This is a genomic window from Lysobacter sp. CC-YZS074 (assembly GCF_056739745.1).
Map to the genome: position 1 here is coordinate 18430 of NZ_CP200301.1, position 20460 is coordinate 38889.

At 69.2% G+C, this 20460-nt stretch carries 18 protein-coding genes; 9 read left to right on the plus strand and 9 right to left on the minus strand.

All coding sequences use genetic code 11. The features are described 5' to 3' along the window. Nucleotides 1–35: 35 nt before the first annotated feature. From radC to U8331_RS00105, 4 genes are all read left to right on the plus strand, one after another. On the plus strand, nucleotides 36–710 hold the full coding sequence (radC, locus tag U8331_RS00090; protein ID WP_481131611.1) for a RadC family protein: 675 nt from the start codon (nucleotides 36–38) through the stop codon (nucleotides 708–710). Nucleotides 711–1043: 333 nt separating this feature from the next. After that, entirely contained in the window at nucleotides 1044–2732 is a 1689-nt protein-coding gene (gene argS / locus U8331_RS00095; protein WP_481131612.1) for an arginine--tRNA ligase, read from the plus strand. Next, nucleotides 2733–3488, plus strand: a complete 756-nt coding sequence (locus tag U8331_RS00100) for an SPOR domain-containing protein (protein ID WP_481131613.1) — start codon at nucleotides 2733–2735, stop codon at nucleotides 3486–3488. Between the two features lie 119 nt (nucleotides 3489–3607). Continuing rightward, entirely contained in the window at nucleotides 3608–4018 is a 411-nt protein-coding gene (locus U8331_RS00105; RefSeq protein WP_481131614.1) for a hypothetical protein, read from the plus strand. Here the strand turns inward: U8331_RS00105 and U8331_RS00110 are convergent. Both U8331_RS00110 and speA read right to left on the minus strand, forming a co-directional pair. Then, entirely contained in the window at nucleotides 4002–4856 is an 855-nt protein-coding gene (locus U8331_RS00110) for an NAD(P)-dependent oxidoreductase (protein WP_481131615.1), read from the minus strand. The genes U8331_RS00105 and U8331_RS00110 overlap by 17 nt on opposite strands. A gap of 140 nt (nucleotides 4857–4996) precedes the next feature. Further along, the gene (gene speA, locus U8331_RS00115; protein ID WP_481131616.1) at nucleotides 4997–6886 is read right to left on the minus strand and encodes an arginine decarboxylase; all 1890 of its coding nucleotides are present in this window, start codon (nucleotides 6884–6886) and stop codon (nucleotides 4997–4999) included. A 164-nt stretch (nucleotides 6887–7050) separates the two neighbouring features. Between speA and speE the strand changes: the two genes are divergently transcribed. Beyond that, the gene (gene speE, locus U8331_RS00120) at nucleotides 7051–7902 is read left to right on the plus strand and encodes a polyamine aminopropyltransferase (RefSeq protein ID WP_481131617.1); all 852 of its coding nucleotides are present in this window, start codon (nucleotides 7051–7053) and stop codon (nucleotides 7900–7902) included. A gap of 24 nt (nucleotides 7903–7926) precedes the next feature. Here speE and U8331_RS00125 read toward each other — a convergent pair whose 3' ends face one another. Continuing rightward, complete coding sequence (locus tag U8331_RS00125; RefSeq protein ID WP_036211104.1) at nucleotides 7927–8265, minus strand: P-II family nitrogen regulator; 339 nt, start codon at nucleotides 8263–8265, stop codon at nucleotides 7927–7929. 195 nt (nucleotides 8266–8460) lie between these two features. On the opposite strand from U8331_RS00125, the gene ubiK reads away from it, so the two are divergent. Together ubiK and U8331_RS00135 are read left to right on the plus strand one after the other, a co-directional pair. Beyond that, on the plus strand, nucleotides 8461–8757 hold the full coding sequence (gene ubiK, locus U8331_RS00130; RefSeq protein WP_481131618.1) for a ubiquinone biosynthesis accessory factor UbiK: 297 nt from the start codon (nucleotides 8461–8463) through the stop codon (nucleotides 8755–8757). 10 nt (nucleotides 8758–8767) lie between these two features. Next, complete coding sequence (locus U8331_RS00135; RefSeq protein ID WP_481131619.1) at nucleotides 8768–10282, plus strand: YifB family Mg chelatase-like AAA ATPase; 1515 nt, start codon at nucleotides 8768–8770, stop codon at nucleotides 10280–10282. Nucleotides 10283–10333: 51 nt separating this feature from the next. On the opposite strand, the gene U8331_RS00140 is transcribed toward U8331_RS00135, so the two are convergent. Together U8331_RS00140 and U8331_RS00145 are read right to left on the minus strand one after the other, a co-directional pair. Further along, on the minus strand, nucleotides 10334–10774 hold the full coding sequence (locus tag U8331_RS00140; RefSeq protein WP_481131620.1) for a hypothetical protein: 441 nt from the start codon (nucleotides 10772–10774) through the stop codon (nucleotides 10334–10336). 93 nt (nucleotides 10775–10867) lie between these two features. Further along, complete coding sequence (locus U8331_RS00145) at nucleotides 10868–12052, minus strand: putative peptide maturation dehydrogenase (protein WP_481131621.1); 1185 nt, start codon at nucleotides 12050–12052, stop codon at nucleotides 10868–10870. Nucleotides 12053–12164: 112 nt separating this feature from the next. Here U8331_RS00145 and U8331_RS00150 point away from each other — a divergent pair, with 112 nt between their 5' ends. Continuing rightward, nucleotides 12165–12512 carry an NHLP-related RiPP peptide gene (locus tag U8331_RS00150; RefSeq protein ID WP_481131622.1) on the plus strand — a complete coding sequence of 116 codons (348 nt, stop codon included), beginning with the start codon at nucleotides 12165–12167 and terminating at the stop codon, nucleotides 12510–12512. Here the strand turns inward: U8331_RS00150 and U8331_RS00155 are convergent. The 4 genes from U8331_RS00155 to aceB form a co-directional block, all read right to left on the minus strand. Continuing rightward, nucleotides 12455–15079 (minus strand): putative peptide modification system cyclase, encoded by a 2625-nt coding sequence (locus tag U8331_RS00155; protein ID WP_481132853.1) that lies wholly within the window; start codon nucleotides 15077–15079, stop codon nucleotides 12455–12457. The genes U8331_RS00150 and U8331_RS00155 overlap by 58 nt on opposite strands. Before the next feature lie 46 nt (nucleotides 15080–15125). Beyond that, the gene (locus tag U8331_RS00160; protein WP_481131623.1) at nucleotides 15126–16175 is read right to left on the minus strand and encodes a GGDEF domain-containing protein; all 1050 of its coding nucleotides are present in this window, start codon (nucleotides 16173–16175) and stop codon (nucleotides 15126–15128) included. Between the two features lie 96 nt (nucleotides 16176–16271). After that, entirely contained in the window at nucleotides 16272–17564 is a 1293-nt protein-coding gene (aceA, locus tag U8331_RS00165; protein WP_481131624.1) for an isocitrate lyase, read from the minus strand. A 147-nt stretch (nucleotides 17565–17711) separates the two neighbouring features. Continuing rightward, nucleotides 17712–19364, minus strand: coding sequence for a malate synthase A (aceB, locus tag U8331_RS00170; protein WP_481131625.1), 1653 nt, complete (start codon nucleotides 19362–19364; stop codon nucleotides 17712–17714). A 131-nt stretch (nucleotides 19365–19495) separates the two neighbouring features. On the opposite strand from aceB, the gene U8331_RS00175 reads away from it, so the two are divergent. Beyond that, complete coding sequence (locus U8331_RS00175) at nucleotides 19496–20452, plus strand: LysR family transcriptional regulator (protein WP_481131626.1); 957 nt, start codon at nucleotides 19496–19498, stop codon at nucleotides 20450–20452. The last annotated feature ends 8 nt before the right edge of the window (nucleotides 20453–20460 follow it).

A 20460-nucleotide genomic window follows, 5' to 3' on the forward strand; every position in this document is an offset into this window, starting at 1 on the left:
TCGCCGCTTCCGACCACCGCCACCAGGGAGTTCGAATGCACATCCGCGACTGGCCCGCCGACGAGCGTCCCCGCGAGAAATTGCTGGCCCGCGGCGCCGGTGCACTGTCGGACGCGGAGCTGCTGGCGATCTTCCTCGGTTCGGGACTGCGGGGGCGCGATGCGGTCGGCACCGCGCGCGATCTGCTGCAAGCCCACGGTCCGTTGCGCCGGCTGCTCGAGCGTGGCCCCGCCGAGCTGGCCAAACTGCCGGGGCTGGGCCCCGCCCGCTCCTGCAAGCTGGCGGCGGCGCTGGAGCTGGGTCACCGGCACCTGTCGGCGGACCTGGAACGCGGCGCGGCGCTGAGCGATCCGCAGGCGGCCGGCCGCTATTTCGCCCAGCGCCTTCGCGGGTTGCCGCACGAGGTGTTCGCGGTGCTGTTCCTCGACAACCGCCATCGCTCGATCGCGTTCGAGGAGCTGTTCCGCGGCACCCTCGACGGCACCGAGGTCCACCCACGCGAGGTGGTGCGGCGGGCGCTGGCCCACAACGCGGCGGCGATCATCGTCGGCCATAACCACCCGAGCGGGAACCGTGAGCCGTCGGCGGCGGACCGGGCGGTGACGGCGCGGCTGAAGCAGGCGCTGGCGCTGGTCGACCTGCGGTTGCTGGACCATTTCGTGATCGCCGACGGGCCGCCGGTGTCGCTGGCGGCTCGCGGGTGGGTTTGAATGGCATGAGCCCGGTTGCGTAAAGCCCGCAGGTGGAGAGAGGTTGGCTTCGGAGACGGCGGCATCCGGGGCCGGGGGTTTGCTCCGCCCTCCTGACGGCGTCGTGCCTTTAAGTCGGGGCGTGGGCCATCCATGGCCCACTCTCCGCAAATCCCCCCTGCCCCACCACCCACCTTCCGCACCACGTCCTCCCCGAAGCCGCTTAGGCTTTGCCCTCCCAAACCACAAACGCCCGCCCGAAAATCCCGGGAGCGACGCTTGGGAAAGCACCCCGGCACCCATCCCCGCAGCCGGGTAAAATGCCCGGTTCCGCTGAACCCCCGCAGGACTCCCGTGAAAGCCTCCATCCGCGCGCTGGTCGCGCAGGCCATCGACGCGCTCCGCGCCAACGGCACCGTCCCCGCCGACCTCGAACTGCCCGACTTCGTCATCGAGCGGCCCAAGACCCGCGCCCAGGGCGACTTCTCGACCAACGCCGCGATGCTGCTGGCCAGGCCCGCGCGCTCCAACCCGCGCGCGATCGCCCAGGCCATCGTCGACGCACTGCCGGCCAACGACGACATCGCCAGGGTCGAGATCGCCGGCCCCGGCTTCATCAACTTCCACGTGGCCGAAGCGGCCTGGCGGCGCCAGCTCGGCGAGGTGTTCGCACAGGGCGAGGCCTACGGCCGCAACAACTCCGGCAGCGGCCACCGCGCCGGCGTCGAGTACGTCTCGGCCAACCCGACCGGCCCGCTGCACGTCGGCCACGGCCGCGCGGCGGTGATCGGCGACTGCATCGCGCGCGTGCTCGGCGCCAACGGCTGGGACGTCGCGCGCGAGTTCTACTACAACGACGCCGGCGCGCAGATCAACAACCTCGCCATCTCGGTGCAGGCGCGCGCACAGGGCCGCACGCCCGACGATGCCGGCTGGCCCGAGGACGGCTACCGCGGCGAGTACATCAAGGACGTCGCCCGCGCCTACCTCGACGGCGCCAGCGTCGAGATCGAGGGCCACACCGTCACCGGTGCCGGCGATGCCGACGACCTCGATGCGATCCGCCAGTTCGCCGTCGCCTGGCTGCGCCGCGAGCAGAACGCCGACCTCGACGCGTTCGGCGTCGGTTTCGACGTGTACTTCCTGGAATCCTCGCTGTACACCGACGGCAAGGTCGAGGAGACCGTGCGCGAGCTGATCGCCCACGGCCACACCTACGAGGAAGGCGGCGCGCTGTGGCTGCGCAGCACCGATTTCGGTGACGACAAGGACCGCGTGATGCGCAAGTCCGACGGCACCTACACCTATTTCGTGCCGGACGTCGCCTACCACCTGAGCAAGTGGCAGCGCGGCTACGAGCGCGCGATCACCGAGCTGGGCGCCGACCACCACGGCAGCCTCGCGCGCGTCCACGCCGGCCTGCAGGCACTCGACGCCGGGATTCCGAAAGGCTGGCCGGAGTACGTGCTGCACCAGATGGTGACGGTGATGCGCGGCGGCGAGGAGGTGAAGCTCTCCAAGCGCGCCGGCAGCTACCTGACCCTGCGCGACCTGATCGACGAGGCCGGCCGCGACGCCACCCGCTGGTTCCTGATCGCGCGCAAGCCGGATTCGCAGCTGACTTTCGACATCGACCTGGCACGCAGCCAGTCGCTCGACAATCCGGTGTACTACGTGCAGGTCAGCCACGCGCGCATGTGCGGGCTGATGCGGCAACTGGCCGAGCGCGGCCTGAGTTTCGACCGCGACGACGGACTGGCCCAGCCACTCGACCTCGACGATGCCGCCGCGCACGAGCTGGTCACCGCGATCCTGCGCTACCCCGACGTGGTGGAGGCGGCCGGGCGCGACCTCGAGCCGCACCAGATCGCCGCGTACCTGCTCGAAGTGGCACAGACGTTCCAGACGTACTACAACGACCACCAGTTCCTGGTCGACGACGCCACCCAGCGCCACGCGCGCCTGGTGCTGGCGATGACGACCCGCCAGGTGCTGGCGAACGGTCTCGATCTACTGGGCGTGAGCGCCCCCGAGGTGATGTAAGTGGCAGCACGACGCGGCAAATCCCAGGCACGGCGCAACGGCGGTAACGGCGGCCTGCCCGGCTGGGCGTGGATGGTGCTCGGCATCGTCCTGACCATCATCGCGGTGCTGTTCGCGCCGAAGCTGCTGAAGTCCGACGGCGACGGCTTCTTCCGGCCGCAGCCCAACCCGGACGCGCGGCCGGCGCCGGTATCCAGCGCCGACGAGGACGTGGTCGAGGATAGCGATGCCGGTCCGGCGGCCGCCGGGGACGACGAGCCCGATTACGATTTCTACACCCTGCTGCCGGGCAAGGAAGTACCGATCTCCGATGCCGAGCTGGCCGCCACCGAACGTGTCGAAGCCGAGCGCCTGGCCGCCCGCCAGCGCGCCGCCGAACAGGCCGCGGCCGACGCGGCCGATCGCGCGCTGCCGCAGCCGGTGCTGGTCGAACCGGGCCCGGAACCCGCTGCCCCGACGACCGACGCCGAACCGGCCGCCACGCCGGTGGCCGGTCCCGCCACCGCTGCCGGCGCGGGTGACGGCCGTCGCTTCCTGCTGCAGGCGGGTGCCTTCCAGGCGTCCGGCCAGGCCGAGGAGCTGAAGGCGCGCATCGCCCTGCTCGGCCTCAGTGCCCGGGTGGAGTCCGCCCGGATCGACGGCAATACGGTCTACCGCGTGCGGATGGGGCCCTACGGCACCGCCAGCGACCTCGCCGATGCCAAGCGCAAGCTCGAACGCGGCGGGCTGCCGGCGATGGCGATCGAGGTGAAGTAGCGGCCTTTGCCGGGGGGCCGCTCCCGGCAGGTGCCCGTCGACAGCGCCACGGCGTTCTCCTTGCGCGACGTCCTGCTGCCGTAGACTCGGACGCCAACCGACATCAGCAGGGGACCGGCATGAACACGGCACGGGTGAGCAAGCGCGTCCTGCTCGGTTGCATCGCGGCGCTGGGCACGATGCTGGTGTTCGACCTGCTCGTGACACTGTCCGGGCGCGCCCTCGACCTGCCGCTGCAGAGCGGCCTCGGCAGCATTCCGGTCGGCACCCTGCTGGTCACCTTCGGGGCGATGCTGCTGGGCGGCTGGATCGCGCGCCGGCGCTTCCGCTGGGTCGCGCTCGGGCTGACGGTCGCGCTGTGGCTCACCGTGGTCGTCGCCCTGCTCGCGGTGGCCGAGCCGCCGATGGATTCGCTTGGCGCAGTGCTCCGGTTCAACGCGGTGGCGATCGTGCTCAGCCTGGCCGCCGCCTGGTGCGGGGCGCTGGCCGGCGAGCGGCTCGGGGCGCGGTCGCTCAGCGCGCCCGCTTGAGCGTGATCAGCGCCGACGTGTCGGCGTCGCCACGCCCACGCTCGGACAGCTCGGCGTAGTCGGCCAGGGCCTGTTCCAGCACCGGGGTGCGCACGCCGGCATCGCGCGCGATCGCCTGCACGATGCGGAGGTCCTTGAGCATGTGCGCGCTCTTGAAACCGGGGGTGAACTCGTCGCGCAGCATGGTGGCGCCGCGCTTCTCCAGAAACCAGTTGCCCGCCGCGCCGGCCATCAGCGTGGGCAGCAGCGTCTCCGGATCGAGGCCGAGCTTCTCGCCGAGCGCGAGGCCTTCGCAGACCGCCTCGTTGATGCCGGCAACCAGCACCTGGTTGACCGCCTTGGTGGCCTGGCCGGCGCCGTGCTCGCCCATGTGGCTGATCCGCGCCGCGTAGGCCTGCAGTACCGGCCGGGCCTGCTCGATCTGCGCCGCTTCGCCGCCGGCCATGACCGACAGCCCGCCGTTGCGTGCGCCTTCCACGCCGCCCGAAACCGGGGCATCGACAAAGCCGATGCCCTGCGCGGCCAGCGTCGCCGCCGCACGCCTGGCGGTCTGCACCGACACGGTCGAATGGTCGACGACCAGCGCGCCGGATCTGAGCACCTGCGCGAGCGCGTTGACGTTTTCCAGCACGTCCGCGTCGATCGACACGCACAGCACGACCACGTCGCAGTCGGCGAAGTTGTCGGCCGAGCGCGCGGTACGCACCTTCAACTCGGCCGCCAGCGCATCGGCTTTCGCCTGCGTGCGGTTGCCGACCACGGTCAACAGGCCACGCTCGTGCAGGTGTCGCGCCATCGGTGCGCCCATCGCACCCAGACCAATCAATCCGACTTTCACGGTGTTTCTCCAGGAACCGGCGCGGAGCCGGCGTGGTCGCCGTGCGGCGACGAGCGTGTCGACCCGGGCCGACACGATGGCAAACGTACAAACCGGCCCGGAACGGTTACCCCGCCCGCCCGGCGTCCAGGACCTCGCCGTCAGTCCAGCGGGGCGTCGTCCAGATAGGTGTAGCCGGTCAGCCCGGCCTCGAGCGCCGCGTTCATGCGGGCCGCCTCGTCGTCCGGCAGGCCGGCGCCCTCCACCCTGGAGCGATAAGCGGCGCGCAGGTCGTCGAGCTTGTAGCCGACGTAATCGAGCATCACGTCGGCGGTGTCGCCGCGGCGCTGCTGGACCAGTCGGTAGCCCTCGCCGTCCACCTTCACCTCGACCGCGTCGGTGTCGCCGAACAGGTTGTGGATGTCGCCGAGGATCTCCTGGTAGGCGCCGACCATGAAGAAGCCCAACCGGTAGCTTTCGCCCCGCCGCAGCGCGTGCACCGGCATCGAGGTGTTGAGCCCCTCGGCCTCGACGTAGGTGTCGATCCGGCCGTCGGAGTCGCAGGTCAGGTCGGCGATCACGCCGCGACGCTGCGGCGCCTCGTCGAGCCGCTCGATCGGCACGATCGGGAACACCTGCTGGATCGCCCAGACGTCGGGCATCGACTCGAACACGCTGAAGTTGACGAAGTACTTGTCGACCAGCCGCTGCTTGAGCTCGTCGAGCACCGACTGGTGGCTCTTCTCGCCCGGACTCAGGCGCGCGCGCACGCCGTGGGCGATCAGGTAGAACAGGTCGTCGATCCGTGCACGGTGGACCAGATCGATCTGGCCGAGGGCGTACGCGGCGAGGCCTTCGTTGTGGAAGTGCACGGCCTCGTGGAACAGCTCCACCGCGGGGCGCGCGTCGAGCTCGCCATGGATGTCGCGCAGGTGGCGGATCACCGCCGGCTCGTCGTCGTGCGCGTCGGGCAGGCGGCCCTCCGGCGCGCGCTCGACTTCGGACACGTTGGCGACCAGCACCGCGTGGTGCGCGGTCATCGCGCGGCCGCACTCGGTGATGATCCGCGGCGGCGCCAGGTCGTTGGCGGCGCAGGCCTCGGCCAGCGCCTGCACGATGGTCGACGCGTACTGCTTCACCCCGTAGTTGATCGAGTAGTAGCTGCGCGAGCGGGTGCCCTCGTAGTCGACGCCGAGGCCGCCGCCGACGTCCATGTAGCGCACGGTCGCGCCGAGCTTCGACAGCTCGATGAAGTAGCGCACCGCCTCGCGCATGCCGCTGGCGATGTCGCGCACGTTGGAGATCTGGCTGCCCATGTGGAAGTGCAGCAGTTCCAGGCAATCGGCCATGCCGGCGTCGCGCAGGCGCTTCCACAGGTCCAGCACCTGCCGCGGCGACAGCCCGAACTTGGCCTTGTCGCCGCCGCTGTTCTGCCACTTGCCGGCGCCCAGCGAGGCCAGCCGCATGCGCACGCCGAGGCCCGGCCGGACGCCCAGTGTCTGCGCCTCTTCCATCACCAGCGACAGCTCGGAGGGCTTCTCGACCACGATGAAGGTCTGCAGGCCCAGCTTACGGCCGATCAGCGCCAGCCGGATGTACTCGCGGTCCTTGTAGCCGTTGCAGACGATGACGCCGCCGGGCCGGCTCAGCGCCAGCACCGCCATCAGCTCGGGCTTGCTGCCGGCCTCCAGGCCGAAGCCCTCGCCCGCGTGCGAGGCCAGGGTGCCGGCGACGCCCTGGTGCTGGTTGACCTTGATCGGGTAGACCGCGGTGTAGCCGCCGGGATAGTCGGCCTCGGCCATCGCCTCGGCGAACGCGGCCTGCAGCTTGCCGAGACGGTTGCCGAGGATATCGGGGAAGCGCACCAGCAACGGCAGCTTGGCGCCGCGCGCGCGGGCCTCGTCGACCACCTCCGGCAACGAGATCGCCGCGCCCTCCGGACCGAGCGGCCGCACCACGACCCGGCCGCCGGCGTCGACGTCGTAATACCCCTCGCTCCAGTACGGGATCGAGTAGGTCTTGCGGGCCTGATCAATCGACCAGTCGGACATCGGCGGACTACCGGAATGGTGGGGACGCGCATTCTATCGCCCCGCGCGGGCGCGGGCCGTCACGCCGGGGCTCACGGTGTGTTGCCGGAGGTTCGCTACAATTCGCGCCCTTTCCCGCACCGCGCACCCGGGCCGTCCGGATGGCGCCTTCTGGACGAACCGCTATGAACACCAACACGACGTGGCACTACGAGAACTTCGACCCGTCCGGCTCGGCGATCGGCTACCGGATCACCCGCAAGCTCGACGAAGTGCAGTCGCCGTTCCAGAAGATCGAGATCTACGAGAGCACCGACTGGGGCAACCTGATGCTCATCGACGGCGCGATGATGCTGACCACGCGCGACAACTTCCTGTACCACGAGATGATGTCGCACCCGGCGCTGTTCACCCACGCGGCGCCGAAGCACGTCGTCATCATCGGCGGCGGCGACTGCGGCACCCTGCGCGAGGTGCTCAAGCACCCGGGCGTCGTAAAGGCCGTGCAGTGCGACATCGACGAGCAGGTCACGCGGATGGCGGAGAAGTACTTCCCCGAGCTGTGCGACTCCAACGACGACCCGCGCGCGCAGCTGCTGTTCGACGACGGCATCGCCTACATGGCCAACTGCGAGCCGGGCAGCCTCGACATCGTCATCGTCGACTCGACCGACCCGGTCGGCCCGGCCGAGGGGCTGTTCAACAAGGCCTTCTACGAGTCCTGCTTCCGCGCGCTGAAGGACGACGGCATCCTCGTGCAGCAGTCGGAGTCGCCGCTGGTGCTGCTGGAACTGATCAAGGAAATGCGCGGCGAGATGGGCAAGGCCGGGTTCACCACGTTCCAGACCCTGCCGTTCCCGCAGCCGTGCTACCCGACCGGCTGGTGGAGCTGCACGCTGGCGCGCAAGTCGGGCGGCTTCGACTTCCGCGAAGCCGACGCGCGCGCCAAGGCGTTCGCCACCAGGTACTACAGCGCCGGGATCCACGCCGGCGCGCAGTCGCTGCCGCCGTTCGTCGCCCAAGCGCTGGGCGAATAGCGGGCCCGCGCGGGCGCCGCGCGGCTACAGCGCGTCGGCGTCCAGCTCGCCGGTGCGGATCCGCACCACACGGTCGAGGTCGGACACGAAGATCTTGCCGTCGCCGATCTTGCCGGTGCCGGCGGCCTTCATGATCGCCTCGACCACCGCGTCGACCTGGTCGTCGGTGACGGCGACCTCGAGCTTGATCTTGGGCAGGAAGTCGACCACGTACTCGGCGCCGCGGTAGAGCTCGGTGTGGCCCTTCTGGCGGCCGAAGCCCTTGACCTCGGTGGCGGTGATGCCGGCCACGCCGGCCTCGGCCAGCGCCTCGCGGACGTCGTCGAGCTTGAACGGCTTGATCACCGCCATGACCATCTTCATCGCACTGCCTCCGGTTCGATGGCGGCAGGATAGCTGAGGCCGCAGTGGCGGCGGCGCTCACGTCCGAGCCGGCGCGGATGGTTTACAGTGCCGCCCGCGCGGTTCGGAATTTTCCGACACCGCGTCGCGGACGCCGCCGACGGCGCCGCACCGGCCGGCCGACCATGCTGGCGGTACTGCCGGAGGAGCCATCCCATGATCGACCTCAACCACATCGACGAACTCGCCCGCCGCCTCAGCGGCCTGGTCCCGCCGGGCCTGCGCGAGAGCCGCGACGAGCTGCAGCAGAACTTCAAGTCGGTGCTGCAGACCGGCCTGGGCAAGCTGGACCTGGTGACCCGCGAGGAGTTCGAGGTCCAGCGCGCGGTGCTGCTGCGCACGCGCGAGAAGCTCGAGCAGTTGCAACAGGTCGTTGCCGATCTGGAGGCGCAGGTCGAGGGCCGCGCCGCCGCGACGGCACCGGATACCGACACCCCGCTCCCGCGCCACTGAGGCGCCCGCCATGAACCTGGCGCTCGTGCACAGCCGTGCACGGTCGGGCGTGCGTGCGCCCGCGGTCCGCGTTGAAGTGCACCTCGGCGGCGGCCTGCCGACGATGTCGATCGTCGGTCTTCCCGAGGCGGCCGTCCGCGAAGCCAAGGACCGCGTGCGCGCGGCGATGCAGTGCGGGCAGTTCGAGTTCCCGCAGCGACGGATTACGGTCAACCTCGCGCCGGCCGACCTGCCCAAGGGCGGCGGCCGGTTCGACCTGCCGATCGCCTTGGGCATCCTTGCCGCGAGCGGCCAGGTGCCGCTGGAGGCTTTTGGCGAGTACGAGTTCCTCGGCGAGCTCGGCCTGACCGGCGAGCTGCGCGCTGTGGACGGCGTGCTGCCGGCCGCCTTGGCCGCGGCCGATGCCGGGCGCAAGCTGATCGTGCCGGCCGGCAACGGTGCCGAGGCCGCACTCGCCAGCCGGGTCGAGGCCTGCACCGCCCGCACCCTGCTGGAAGTCTGCGCGATGCTGACCGGACACAAGACGCTGCCGGCCGCGGTGGCGCCGCCGGGCATCCGCAGCAGCGGCGCCGATCTGCGCGACGTGCGGGGGCAGGCGCACGCGCGGCGGGCGCTCGAGGTCGCCGCCGCCGGCGGACACCATCTGCTGCTGATCGGCCCGCCCGGCTGCGGCAAGAGCCTGCTGGCATCGCGCCTGCCCGGCCTGCTGCCCGAAGCCAGCGAGGAGGAGGCACTGGAGTCGGCCGCGATCGCCTCGATCAGCGGCCGTGGCCTCGATCCGGCCGGCTGGCGCTCACGGCCGTTTCGCGCGCCGCACCACACCGCCAGCGCGGTGGCGCTGGTCGGCGGGGGCGCGGAGCCGCGGCCGGGCGAGATTTCCCTCGCCCATCACGGCGTACTGTTCCTCGACGAGCTGCCCGAATGGGAGCGGCGCGCACTGGAGGTGCTGCGTGAACCGCTGGAGTCCGGCGTCGTCACCGTCTCGCGCGCGGCCCGCAGCGCCGAGTTCCCCGCCCGCTTCCAGCTGGTCGCGGCGATGAACCCCTGCCCCTGCGGCTGGGCCGGTGACCCCAGCGCGCGTTGTACCTGCAGCCCCGACGTCGTGCGGCGCTACCGCGGCCGCGTCTCGGGGCCGCTGATGGACCGGATCGACCTGCACGTGGAAGTGCCGCGGCTGCCGCCGGCGGAGCTCAGGCCCGACGCACCGGAGGGCGAACCCAGCGAAGATGTACGCCACCGGGTGCTGCAGGCGCGTGCACTGCAGAACACCCGCGCCGGCAAGCCCAACTCGCAGCTCAGCCAGGCCGAAACCAGCGCCACCTGCCGGTTGAGCGACGCGGACCACACCCTGCTCGAGCGCGCGGTCGAGCAGCTGCAGCTGTCAGCACGTTCCATGCACCGGATCCTGCGGGTTGCGCGGACCATCGCCGATCTGGCCGACAGTCCGCATATCCGGACCACGCACCTGACCGAGGCGATCGGTTATCGGCGGCTGGATCGGGGTGTCACGCCACAGCCCACCTGATCCATCCGTCACGAGCGTCCTTCTCCCGCGGATATCGGCCGGTTGCAGCGCTCAGTTGCCGCTGCAGGTCGATCCTTCGCAGTTGGAACGGCGATTGAGCGCGTCCTGCGCCAGGCGCATTTCCTCGCGCCGCTGCGCCACGGTCTTGCACACGCGCTCCTTCCGATTGGTGCCGATGGTCGCCACGCGCTCACAGATCAAACGCTGGTCCTCGGCCTGGTTGACCAGCGCCTCGATAGCCTCCAGCTGGTTGAACAGCTTCAACCGCTCCGGTTCGCTGAGTTCTTCGGTTGTCTGCTTGCCCTCGATCAGCCGCAATGTCACGTCCTGACGGGTAAAAAGCTCCGAGCGCTGGGCCTCCGACAGATTCTCGTAGATCCCGCGGCCCACCCGCGCATCCTCGCGGATTTTGGCCTGCTGCGCGCGGATTGCGTCCGCGTCGACGGTTTCACCCCGTGCCACCGACGTCGCCCCCAAGGCCACCAGCGCCATCAGCGTTCCTGCAAGAAAACGACTCCCCATCACCTGCAATCCCCATGAGTGTTGAAGTTCGACCTTAGCCTGCCGTGCTGCCCGGCGCGAGTGTCATCGGTGTACTTCCTGCGCCCCGTCGGGCGCGTGCTCCCAGACTTCCCCGGCCGGGTCGAACTCGGCCGTTTCCATCTGCTCGGCCCGCCAGCCGAAGCCGCAGATCGCCAGCGGGCTTTCCTCCAGCGGGTCCAACCCGAAGGCCTGCTCAATGTCTACCTCGTTGATCGCCGAGGTAACGAACGCCCCGAGCCCCAGCTCCGTCGCCGACAAGTACAACGTCTGCGAGAGATGGCCGCTGTCGAGGATCAGCGCACGGTAGGCCTTCGCATGATGGCGGTACTTCCAGAAGCTGCGGGCAAAGCGCGGCGTTAGCACCACCAGCGCGGGTGCATTGGCGAACCAGTGCTGCCCCGCGAGCGCGAGCCTGACGAATTCCCCCAGCGGAAGCGCTGGCGGGGGCAGCGGCTCCAGCGCGTGATCGATCGGGTGATAGTGGTACAGCCCTGGCTCGATACCCTCCACGTTCTGTACGATCAGGTAGGCTTCGGTCGCGTGCAAGCCACCGCCTGATGGGCTGGTTTTCTTGAGGAACACGGCGTCGTCGCCGACCTGTACCTGCCCCTGCGCGGAAAACACGCGCTCCAGCATCTGTGCGAACAACTCGCAACCCAAGGGCTTTCCGTCGAAGTTCCGACAGGTTGCCCTGCGCCCAAGCAAGGCATCGAAACCACCCGGATCCGCACGAGGCAGCGACAACCTCCGATGATGGTCGGTACGCTCCGTCGCGTGAAGCGGCGGCGGACCGAATCGCCGGCGAAGCCCCTCGGCGGTGACAAGCTCATCGTCTCGACCACTCGCGCGTTCCACGCCATGCCACCTGCCACGCTGACAGAATAACTGCGCCAACGCCCACCAATGCCCCGCACGCACCTGCTCGTCCCGCTGCCGGTGGACGGGGAACTCGCCATCTTGGACGATCAACAATCCAGCACACAGAAGACGCTCGAAATTCGGGTCCTTCTGGAGAACGGTGACCTCCGCCCACTCGATGCTGCTGAAGCCCGCCAGCAACTCACGCTCGGCCGCGTAGATCTCGACGTCGACATCAAGGTGCGGAGCGATAGCCATGCACCGGCGTACGCGCCGCTTACCCGCGCCCCCGGCAAGCAGGGAGCCAAGGTCGAACCGCACCTCCTCCCGCATCTCCAGAAACAACACCGCGCAACGACGCACTCGCATTCGTACTCCTCCCGGCGAATGGCAATCACTCTCGGATGATTGGCATTCGGCGACAAGCAGGGTTAGATTCGCGCGTCCGCACTTTGCGGATACCCAAGGGGAGTTTCCAACGATGAAGGATGAACGCAAGGCTGGCGATCATGCCCCTCTGCCACCCGTCGTAGCCGATGAGCTGTTGGAGTTGCTGAGTACCGATGACGATTTCCGGTCCATGTTCCAGAGCAATCCCGCGGCCGCGATCGCCCGGCTCGGCCACGCACCCGCAGGGGAGCCGGTCGAGGGTCGTTCGATCGACAAAGGGGATGCCTTCTATTGCATGACGTCGGAAAACTTGGCCTCAAAAGAAGAGATCGCCAGCACCAGGGAGGAGCTCAAGCATTTCCTCACCTCGCAGACAGACCATCACGTGGTCTTCTGCTTCGAGGCGGGCAGGATCACGTCGACCCTGCGTGCCAAATGATCGGGTAGCCGCTCTCGCGGCCATGCTTCAAGAAAACCCTGGATCTGCCGCTTGGCGGCAGCGTCGCGACCCAGCGCCGTCAAGGATTCAGCGGCGTGCAGGCGCGCAAGCCTTGTGTCCATCACATTAATGCTCTGGGCTACCTGCGCTGCATTGCTCTCCACGTATGCAAGCCCACGATGCGTGGAGAGCCATTCCGAATGAACGAGCGCCTGCTCGTGATCCCCCGCATCGACCAGTGCGTCACGCAATGCCACCCGCGTCTGGAACAGTTCAGTGCCATCGATGCGTTCCGAGAGCAGCCGGACAGCGTCTGCGGGACGTCCTGCAAGGCGCAAATCACCGGCTCGGACCACTGCAAGCATCTTCTCGACGACAGTACCGGCGTAAGTGTCCTCCGTCGGCTGCAGAGCGGCCAGGACTTTTTTCGCCACTGCCGGATTGCCCGCGCGTTGCGCCAGATAGCCCGAGAACAGGGCCGAATATGCGTGGTCCAAGGCCTTGCCCCGAGGCTGAAGAGAGAGCTCACCGAGTGCCTCCTCGGCCAATCGCATGCACGCATTCGGGGCCAGGGTGTTGTTTTCCACGAGCTCCGCGGAGGCTTGGATCAACTGAAACTGCCGGGTCAGGAACGTCGATTTCCCGCTGCCTTCCAATGCGGCACCGACCCTTTCGCGAGCTTGCCGCCACAGCGCCTGGTCAAGCGCAAACGACGTCAGGTCGATATTGCGAATCGGATCATCACTGCCATATCCCGACCGTTGCATGGCATTGAGCGTGGCCTCTGCATCCTCGTGCCTGTCACGCAACGCCTGCAGTAGGGCGATCCGGCGCGTCGAAGCCCCTGGGTTTGCCGCGTTCGCGGCGGTGAAGGAGACATCGGCGGCATCCAACTCCTGCTGCGCCAACTGGATTCGACCAATGAGGTCCAACGTATAACCGCGCAGGGGTGCCTGGGGCACGTTGGCTGCTGTCGCGTAACGGGCAGCCTCCCCGAAATCGTTAACTACGTAGAGGCGCAGCGCCGCATTATTGGACCCGGCATGGTTGTCAGGGTACATCGAAGCCAACGCTTTCCATCGCAACAGAGCCTGCGCGGGATCCAGCAGTTCAGCCCGCCACGCGTCCAGGTACATCCGGTCCTGCTGCGGCAGCTTGTCACGCAGTTCGACCGCCTTGTCGAGATGGGGGATGGCCGAAGGCCGGTCACTCAGAGCCACATAGACCCGCGCGATCCCGAGGTGCGCCAATGCAAAATCGGGGTCGATTGCCAGGGCCTGTTCGTACATCACAAGCGCGTCTTTCCATTGCGCTGACCTGAAGGCCTTGTGCCCGAGGGCATAAGCCCGCAGCGCTTCCAGGCTATCCGTCGTCACCCCCGGCAGCGGGTCAGACTCCTGCTCGATACGCTCCAGCGCCTCGCCAAGCTTTTCCCTCAAGCTCGCGGTGACATCATCGATCGACGACAGTGACGACTGAACGCCCCGCCCGTCGGCATACTCGGAGTACACGGTAGTCTGGCTGTGCGGGTCGATGATCTCGGCGCTGATGCGGAGATGCCCACCGACTTCAGCTACGGTAGGCAGGATGACGGCACGAGCCCCGTCCCGCAGCGCGACCTCGGACGCGATCGCCCGGTCCAACCCGCCTCTGTCGCGTCGCATCCTTTGCAGCGTCTGCTGCACCTTCAGGTCACTCAGCACATTGACGTGCCTTGATTGTTCCAAGCTGATCCGGAACGCCTGCTCCAGCGAGTCGTCCAGCAGCGGCTCGCCGGTCAGGTTGCGCAGGTCCGCCAGCACCACCCAGTCGCGCTCGTTGAAGGCGATCGCGGGTTGCGGCTTGGTAATGAACCATATGCCGATCGCGATGACGGCCACCGCCACGATTTCCGCCGCGAGTGCCGCCGGCCGCCGCCACAGCGGAATGTCACGCCAGGCTTTCGGGCTGTTGGGCGGTGTGCGCAAGGGCGCGACGCCCGCCTCGCCGACCTCGAAGATCTGTTGCGCCTCCGGCACGCCCTTGAAGCGCCAGCGGCCGTGCGATTTCCACAGCAGGTGCTGGCCACGCTCGCCGAGTTCACGCGCGGCGCGATGGGCCAGCGGTTCGGCCACGGCGGACAGCAGGATCTGGCCAGGGCGCGCCATCGTCATCAGGCGCCCGGCCATCGGCTTGGCCAACCCTTCGACCTCGACCGGCTTGGCGCCGACCCGCACCGATTCCTCGCTGTTGCGCCAGGTCAGCACTTCTCCAACGTGCAGCCCGGCACGGGCCTTGAGTTCGACACCATGCGGGGCGCCCAGCTCGAGCAGGCCGCGGTTGTAGTCCAGGGCGAAGCCGAGGCCGTCGATCGGACGCTCGAACAGCAGCAGCATGCCGTCGGACCGGTCGATCAGGCGGCCGCGCCAGTGTTGCTGCAGGCCGAGCACCAGGCGGTCATGGGCGCGGAACAATTCGGCGGCGGCGGTGTCACCGAGGCGCTCGACCAGCGCGGTGGAATCGACCAGATCGGTCAGCAGGATGGTGCGCAGCTGTGGACCGCCCTGCCCGGCGCGTTGCGGTTCCATGCGGCCGTTGCTGTCGATCGTTGCAGCGTTCATACGGAGCAGGCCCTCAGGCCGGGACGCGGGCGTCGTCCTGCCACTCTACCCGGTTGCCGCCGAGGCGCTTGGCGCGGTACAGGGCGGCGTCGGCGCGGGCGTACCAGTCGTTCCACTCGCGCTCGGGATCGACCAGGCAGGCACCCAGACTGAGGTTGCAGATCAGCGGCGGTACCTGCGGCATCTGCATCAGGCCGTGGGCGGTGCCCACGACGAATTCGGCGTAGCGCATCACCTCGTCGCGGGTGTCGGCCTTGACCAGCAGGCAGAATTCGTCGCCGCCGAGGCGGCAGGCCAAGTCACCGGGGCCGGCCACCGAGCGCAGGATATTGGCCACGCCCTGCAGCACGCGGTCACCGACGAGGTGGCCGTGCTGGTCATTGACGTGCTTGAAACGGTCGCAGTCGACCAGCAGCAGCCCCAGGCCGTGGGTGGCACCGTTGCGCTGGCGGTCCTGCAGGTGCTGGATCAGGCCGCGCCGGTTGTGCAGGCCGGTGAGTTCGTCGGTGCGGATCAGCGCTTCGGTCTGGCTGAGCTGGTGGGCGGTGGATCGCAGGCTGTCGAGGGCGGCCTGCAGGTCCTGGTTGCGCCGGCGCAGGCGCCGGATCAGGCCCTGTTCGTTGAGTACGACGCGCATGATCGCGCGCCGAAGGAAGAAGGAGACCACTTCCGGCTTGCGCTCGACCAAACGCTGGAACTCTTCATGGCGCAGCTCGAGCAGCTCGCCGTCGCGCAGCACCGTGGCGTCGGCGCTGCGGGCGTGATCGCCGATCAGCAGGCCGAGCTCGCCAAAGAACTCATGCGGGCCGAGGGTCTTGCTGACGAGGTCTTCCCCGAAATTGAGTTCGACCGCGCCGCTGGCGACCACGTACATGGTGGTGCCAAGGTCGCCGCGGCGGAACAGGGTCTCGTCGGCGTACACCCGGCGCAGCCGCGCGACCGAGGCGAACAGGGTGTACTCGTCGGCGGAGAGTTCGGCCATGTCGGTGTCGGCCGCGGCCGCTCTCGGATCGTGGTCTGCATTGCCACGGGCCGCCCCTGGCCCCGTGTCGTCACCGTTCATCCCACGGCCCCTGGATTCGTGGAAGCCGCAGGATAGCACCGGGTCTGGGGGTCTAACGGCTGAATGGGCGCAGGCAGGCCACGCTCCCCGGCAGGGCTAGGCGGCCGCCCGGCCCTCGAACTGCTCCTCCTCGGTCGAACCCTTCAGCGCGACGGTCGACGACTGGCCGCCCTGGATCACCTGGGTCACCGCGTCGAAATAGCCGGTGCCGACTTCGCGCTGGTGCTTGACCGCCGTGAAGCCCTGCCCTGCCGCTTCGAACTCGGCCTGCTGCAGCTCGACGAAGGCGCTCATCTGCCGGCGTGCGTAGCCGTGGGCCAGCTGGAACATCGAGTGGTTGAGCGCGTGGAAGCCGGCCAGGGTGATGAACTGGAACCTGTAGCCCATCGCGGCGAGCTCCTTCTGGAACCCGGCGATGGTGGCGTCGTCGAGGTTGGCCTTCCAGTTGAAACTCGGCGAGCAGTTGTAGGCCAGCAGCTTGCCGGGGTATTTCGCGTGGATCGCCTCGGCGAACCGGCGGGCGAAGTCGAGGTCAGGCTTGCCGGTCTCGCACCAGACCAGGTCGGCGTACGGCGCGTAGGCGAGGCCGCGGCTGATCGCCTGGTCGATGCCCTTGCGGGTCTTGAAGAAGCCCTCGACGGTGCGCTCGCCGGTGGTGAACGCGCGGTCGTTGTCGTCGATGTCGGAGGTCAGCAGGTCGGCCGCCTCGGCATCGGTACGGGCGACGATGATCGTCGGCACGCCCATGACGTCCGCGGCCAGCCGCGCGGCGACCAGCTTCTCGAGCGCCTCGCGGGTCGGCACCAGCACCTTGCCACCCATGTGGCCGCACTTCTTGGCGCTGGCGAGCTGGTCCTCGAAGTGCACGCCGGCGGCGCCGGCCTCGATCATGCCCTTCATCAGCTCGAACGCGTTGAGCACGCCGCCGAAGCCGGCCTCGGCGTCGGCGACGATCGGCTGCAGGAAGTCGATGTCGTCCTGTCCTTCGGCGTGCTGGATCTGGTCGGCGCGCAGCAGGGCGTTGTTGATCCGCTTGACCACCGCCGGCACCGAGTCGGCCGGGTACAGCGACTGGTCGGGGTACATCTGGCCGCCGAGGTTGGCGTCGGCGGCGACCTGCCAACCCGACAGGTAGATTGCCTTGAGGCCGGCCTTGACCTGCTGCATGGCCTGGTTTCCGGTCAGCGCGCCGAGCGCGTTGACGAACGGCTCGGTCTGCAGCGAGTTCCACAGCTTGTCGGCGCCGAGGCGGGCAAGGGTGTGCTCGACCGCGACGGTGCCGCGCAGGCGCAAGACCTCCTCGGCGGCGTACGGACGGGTGACACCGGCCCAACGCGGGTTGCTGGTCCAGTCGTGGCGGAGCTGCTCGGCGGTGGGCTGCGTGGTCATGGCGGATGTCCTTGGTGGGTGGAGGTTGGCTGCGTGTATCCGGGCTTTTTGTAGGAGCGACGTGAGTCGCGACCGCGCAGGGAACTGGTGCGACGTACAGGTCGCGACTCACGTCGCTCCTACAGCGAAGCGGTTGGCGTCGGCCGGTCAGTCGAGCCGGCGGTAGGCGGGGACGGTCAGGAACTCTTCGAGCGTGTCGGCATGGCACAGCCGGTCGAGCATTCCGATCGCCTCGTTGATCCGGCTCGCACCCGGCAGCCGCATGCGGTCGGCGAGCTTGCCCGGCAGCCCGATCAGCGCGCGTTCGAGCAGGGCGAAGTCGATCGGTTCGCCGTCGTCCAGATGCAGCGGGCCGGCGGCGTCGCCGCTGCGGCCGGCGGCGCAGGCGATCGCCGGGTGGTGCAGCCACTGCCACAGCTGGGCGCGGGCGATCTCGGCGGTGGCGGCGTCCTCCATCAGCCAGTGGATCGGCACGCAGCCGTTGCCGTCGAGCCAGGCCGCGAGGTAGCGCACGCAGACCTCGACGTTGTTGTCGAAGCCGGCACGGGTGACCGTACCCAGCGGCGCCTGCAGCAGGTCGTCCGGGCCGACGCAGACGTCTTCGCGGCCGACGTGGTGCTGGTGCGAGGTCGGCATGCGCTCGTCGAACACCCGCCGCGCAACCGGGATCAGCGCGGGGTGCGCGACCCAGGTGCCGTCGTGGCCGGCGCGCACCTCGCGCAGCTTGTCGTCGCGCACCTTGGCCAGCGCCGCGTCGTTGGCGGCGGCGTCGCCGCTGATCGGGATCTGCGCGGCCATCCCGCCCATCGCGTGGGCGCCGCGGCGGTGGCAGGTCTGGATCAGCAGTTCGGAGTAGGCGCGCAGGAACGGCTGTGCCATCGTCACCTGGCCGCGCTCGGGCAGCACCCGGTCGGGGTGCGCGCGCAGGGTCTTGATGTAGCTGAAGATGTAGTCCCAGCGGCCGCAGTTGAGGCCGGCGACGCGGCCGCGCAGCGCGTGCAGGATCTCGTCCATCTCGAACGCGGCCGGCAGGGTCTCGATCAGCACCGTCACCTTGACCTGTCCCGCCGGCAGGCCAAGCGCCTGTTCGAGTTGGCCGAGCACGTCGTCCCACAGCGCGGCCTCCTCCATCGACTCGAGCTTGGGCAGGTACAGGTACGGCCCGCGGTCGCGCGCGGCCAGCGCGGCGGCGTTGTGGAAGGCGAACACGGCGACGTCGAACAGGCCGGCGGCGACCGGTGCGCCGTCGACGAGCACGTGCTTCTCGTCGAGGTGCCAGCCGCGCGGGCGCACCAGCAGCACCGCCTGCTCCCCGGCGGGGCGCAGGGTGTAGTGCTTCGCGCCGTCGGGCGCCATCCAGTCGAGCGTGCCGGCGACCGCCTTGCGCAGCGCGCGCTGGCCGAGCACGAGGTTGGCCCAGGTCGGCGAGGTGCTGTCCTCGAAGTCGGCCATGAAGCAGTTGGCGCCGCAGTTGAGCGCGTTGATCACGGTCTTGGGCTCGACCGGCCCGGTGATCTCGACCCGGCGGTTGCGCAGCGCGTCCGGCAGCGGCGCGACCTTCCAGTCGCCGTCGCGGATCGCGCGGGTGTCGTCGCGGAAGCCGGGCAGCGCGCCGGCGTCGAAGCGGGCCTGGCGCTCGCGGCGGGCGGCGAGCCGGGCCTGCCGCCGCGGTTCGAACCGGGGGTGCAGGTTCGCCAGCAGCCCCAGCAGCGCCGGCGTCAGCAACTGCGCCTGGCCGTCGGCGCTGGCGGTCAGCACCACGTCGGTGGCGGACTCGGGGAGGTTCATCACTGCCGACATGCCTGGACTCCGTGCGGGTTGGAGGCCGACCATGCGCCGCGGTGTGGTATACGACAATCGAGTTTTGGCAATACGAAGTATTTGTTTAGCTTATAAACAAGCGGAAACCACCCGCCGACGGGACCTTCGCCATGGCCACCCGCCCCCGCTTCGCCTACAAGGGCGACCGCCTCAAGCCGCTGCGGGCGTTCTGCCAGACAGTCCGGCTCGGCTCGGTGTCGCGCGCGGCCGAGGCGCTGTTCCTCAGCCAGCCGGCGGTGACCCTGCAGCTGCAGGCGCTGGAGCGCGACATGGGTGCGCGCCTGCTGGAACGCAGCGGCCGGCGGCTGGTGATGACCCGCGAGGGCGAGGCGTTGTACGAGCTGGCGCGGCCGCTGGTGGAGGGCTTCGAGGGGCTGGACGCGGCGTTCCGCGAGCGCGTGCGCGGGCTCGACGCCGGCGAGCTCAACGTCGCCGCCGGCAGCTCGACCATCCTCTACCTGCTGCCGCGCATCGTCGAAGCGTTCCGCGAGGCGCACCCGGAGGTGCGGCTCAACCTGCACAACGTCACCGGCGCCAGCGGGCTGGAGCTGCTGCGTTCGGACGTGGTCGACCTCGCGGTCGGTTCGATGCTCGACGTCCCGGCCGACCTCGACTACGCCCCGCACGCGCGTTTCGAGCCGATGCTGATCACCCCGCCCGGTCATCCGCTCGCCCGCAGGAAGGCGCTGGAACTGCACGACCTCTCACCATTCGGGCTGATCCTGCCGCCACAGCGGCTGACCACCTACCGCATGGTCGACCTGGTGTTCCAGCGCCACCGGGTGCCGTACACGGTGGCGTTGGAGGTGGGCGGCTGGGAGGTCATCAAGCAGTACGTGGCGATGGGGCTGGGGATCAGCATCGTCACCTCGATCTGCCTGACCGGGGCCGACCGTGAACGGCTGGCGGCGCGCTCGCTGGCCGCATGGTTCCCGGAGCGCAGTTACGGCGTGGTAGTGCGCAAGGGCAAGTACCTGAGTCCGCAGGCGCGGGCGTTCACCGGGCTGATCCGGCCGGACCTGTTCGCGCGGGTCGACCACGACGCCAACGGCCATTCCGCGCGCTGAGCCCGGCG